The 461-nt window shown below is 54.2% G+C and carries 1 protein-coding gene; it reads left to right on the top strand.

From position 1 onward, the window contains the following. Positions 1-375 (top strand): hypothetical protein (locus AC30CM_RS27040; RefSeq protein ID WP_490119982.1); only part of this gene is annotated, 375 nt, incomplete at its 5' end. Between the last annotated feature and the right edge of the window lie 86 nt (positions 376-461).

The raw sequence follows: 461 nt of genomic DNA, 5'->3' as shown, positions 1-461 counted from the left end.
CTGATCCGCAACGAGTACGATGGAACTGATTCGCAGGGCAACCGTTTCCAAGGCACCAACTACCGTGACTTCCGCGTCAACTACCTGATCGTTGGAGATGTGGCCTGTCAGTCGAGTGACTTGTTCGATCGTAAGCAGGTACATTTGCGTACTGTATGCGGCTCTGCGCAAGACCCGAAGGTAGCTCGACGCCGGATGAGTGAGATTGAGGCCTCGGGTGTGGCACGAAATCTTGAGATCGTTCCGTGCACCAACCGTCGTGCGGAGCAGTCCCCGCAAAAGACACTCAAGCAAAAACAGCTAGAGGAAAAGATTGAACGAACTCGCAAGAAACTTGCCGAACTGGAACAGCAACGAGCGGGGAGCGCTGCCTAGTATGGGCCCGGGACGCACGGACGTTGTGGCTGTAGTATCTATCTGTATCACTGCTGTATTGGTCATCGCGCTACATATGTTCGCAC

This window comes from Mycobacterium sp. DHQP2018-32-09, from assembly GCF_058148405.1.
This window is presented reverse-complemented; position numbering and strand designations above follow the sequence as displayed.